The following is a 2,730-nucleotide window of genomic DNA, read 5'->3' as shown; positions in this document are numbered from 1 at the left end:
TGGATGCCCATTGCCATTCCGGCGGCGCCGCCACGCGCCGCAGCTTTGTGGCGGGCGCGCTGGCCACGGTGGCCGGCGCCGCCAGCGCGCAGGCCTTCGAGTTCAAGCCCCAGCAGCGCTATCCCGATCCCTCGGTGCAGGTGCTGGACCCCGAGTTCGCGCGCTACCGCATCTACAGCAGCAGCGTGGAGCAGATCGCCACGGGCTTTCGCTGGGTCGAGGGGCCGGTGTGGGTGGCGGACGGCCGCTACCTGCTGTTTTCCGACATTCCCAACAACCGCATGCTGCGCTGGGACGAGACCACCGGCCAGGTCGGCGTGTTCCGCAGCCCTGCCAACTTCTCCAACGGCCTGGCGCGCGACCGCCAGGGCCGGCTGCTGGCCTGCGAGCACCTGACGCGCCGCGTCACGCGCACCGAGTACGACGGCTCCATCACCGTGCTGGCCGATGGCTTTGGCGGCAAGAGTCTGAATTCGCCCAACGACATCGTCTGCGCGCGCGACGGCGGCATCTGGTTCACCGATCCTCCGTTCGGCATCGGCGGGCACTGGGAGGGCGACAAGGCCCAGGCCGAGCTGCCGCAGTCCGTCTACCGCATCGATCCGGCCAGCGGCCGGCTGGACGCCGTGCTCACCGACCTGGCCGGTCCCAACGGACTGTGCTTTTCGCCCGACGAAAAGCGGCTGTATGTGGTCGAGTCGCGCCACCAGCCCCATCGCGTGGTCTGGGCCTATGACGTGGGCGAGGGCGGGCGGCTGTCCAACAAGCGCCTGCACATCGATGCGAACGGGCCGGGCGCGCTGGACGGCATCAAGTGCGACGAGTTCGGCAATCTGTGGTGCGGCTGGGGCAGCAACGGCGCGCCTGGGGCACAGGCAGCCGAGCTGGACGGGGTCATGGTCTTCAACCCCGCAGGCAAGCCCATAGGCCATATCCGCCTGCCCGAGCGCTGCGCCAACCTGTGTTTTGGCGGATCGAAGAACAACCGCCTGTTCATGGCCAGCAGCCATTCCATCTATGCGCTGTACGTGGAGGCGCGCGGCGCGGCCTGAGTGCTGCCGGGCGGCTCCTCCCACCCTGTCGGCACAGGCTGACAGGGCGGGGGGCTGCCGCTCTGCACAATGAGGGCCATGCCCTCAGATACCCCGGAAACTCCCCCCGCCTCGGTCAGCGACACGCTGCGCGTGGTGCGCTGCAGCAGCCGCGTGCCCAGGTGCTGCTCCAGGTCGGCCACCAGGCGCGTGACCGTGGGCACGGACATGTCCAGGCGACGCGCCGCCGCCGAAAACCCGGCCTCGTCGGCCACGGTCTGAAACACCCGCATGGTCTGCAATCGGTCCATGTTGTCCTTGGCCCCGGGCCTCGGTGCCCGGGGACTTTCGCTGCATTGTTCCACTCCCAAACGCCCTGCGCCGCGGCTTTGCGGGCCGCGGCGCAGGCGTTCATCTTCGTCGAAATGCAGCCGCTCAGCCCTTGCCGTCCGAAGTGTCCCTGGCCTGCGCTGGACCGGCGGGCGGCGCCCAGCGGATGGGGTGGGTGAAGCGCACCTCGGCGTCGCTGAAGGCCTTGGCCGTGGCGGCCGACAGCAGCAGGATGGCCGACGAGAAATAGATCCACATCAACAGCACCACCAGCGAACCCGCCGCGCCATAGGCCGAGACCACGGCCGCCGTGGACAGATACCAGGCCAGGGCCTGCTTGCCCAGCGTGAACAGCAGGGCACCGACGATGGCGCCGAAGATGAGATAGCGCAGCCGGGGCTTGGGGCCGCTGCCGATGCGCATCAGCCCCACGAAGAGCAGCACGGCGATGCCGAAGGACACGCATTCGTTGATCAGGCTGATCAGCGGCCCCAGCGGCTGCATCTGCAGCTTGGTGCCTGCCCAGTTGGTGATCAGCTGGATGGCCGTGGACAGGGCCATGGACACCAGCAGCAAGAAGCCCAGCGCCAGCACATAGGTCAGGCCGCGCAGCCGCAGCGCGGCCATGCGCCACCACACGGCCTTGGGCGGCGGTGGCTCGCCGTTCGAGGTCCAGAGCTTTTCCAGCGCGGACTGCAGCTCCACGAACACACCCGTGGCGCCGGACATCAGCAGGATGAAGCCGAACAGCGAGGCCAGCCGCCCCTCGTCGGGCCGCTGGGCGCTTTCCAGCGCGCCGCGCACCACCTGGGCGCCGCGCTCGCCGATCACGTCCTGCACCTGGTCGATCAACTGGTGTTCCACATAGCTGCGGTCCACCCACCAGCCCAGCAGGCCGACCAGCAGCAGCAGCAGCGGCGCCAGGCTCAGGATGCCGTAGAAGGACATGGCCGCGCTCATGCGCAGGCCATCGGCGTCCAGCCACAGCTGCACGGCATTCCACATGGCGCGCAGCGGGTTCAGCTCCATCAGGCGCTGCAGGCGTGCGGACCAAGGCGAGGCGGGGGGAGGTTTCGGGGGGTTCGGGGGGCAGGCCCCCCTTTTGCCGAGGGGGCGCCCCCCCCCCCTGCCGCCCGGGCCCGCAGGGGGGGGGGGGCCGCCCCGCCGCACCCCAGCCCCCCCCCGCGCCCCCCCCCCACCACCCGCCCCCCCCCCCCCCCCGCCCGCTCCCTCCACCGCCCACCCCCCCACCCACGCCCATTCCCCCCCCCCCCTATACACACCCGCCGCTCCCGCCGCCCCCCCCCGTCCACAACTCCCCCCCCCCCCCACCCCACACACCCACACCCGCACACACCCTCACCCCCCA

Annotated in this window: 3 protein-coding genes; 1 reads left to right on the top strand and 2 read right to left on the bottom strand. The window is 70.7% G+C overall.

The annotated features are described in order from the left end of the window. On the top strand, positions 1-1,052 hold a 1,052-nt coding region (locus tag ACYVTD_RS11420), incomplete at its 5' end, for an SMP-30/gluconolactonase/LRE family protein (protein ID WP_461247896.1). On the opposite strand, the gene ACYVTD_RS11415 is transcribed toward ACYVTD_RS11420, so the two are convergent. Further along, on the bottom strand, positions 1,016-1,342 hold the full coding sequence (locus ACYVTD_RS11415; RefSeq protein WP_461247895.1) for a helix-turn-helix domain-containing protein: 327 nt from the start codon (positions 1,340-1,342) through the stop codon (positions 1,016-1,018). The two genes, ACYVTD_RS11420 and ACYVTD_RS11415, sit on opposite strands and share 37 nt — an antisense overlap. Before the next feature lie 124 nt (positions 1,343-1,466). Next, on the bottom strand, positions 1,467-2,390 hold the full coding sequence (locus tag ACYVTD_RS11410) for a YihY/virulence factor BrkB family protein (RefSeq protein WP_461247894.1): 924 nt from the start codon (positions 2,388-2,390) through the stop codon (positions 1,467-1,469). Positions 2,391-2,730 lie beyond the last annotated feature (340 nt).

It is taken from the genome of Treponema sp. R6D11 (assembly GCF_054786075.1).
This window is presented reverse-complemented; position numbering and strand designations above follow the sequence as displayed.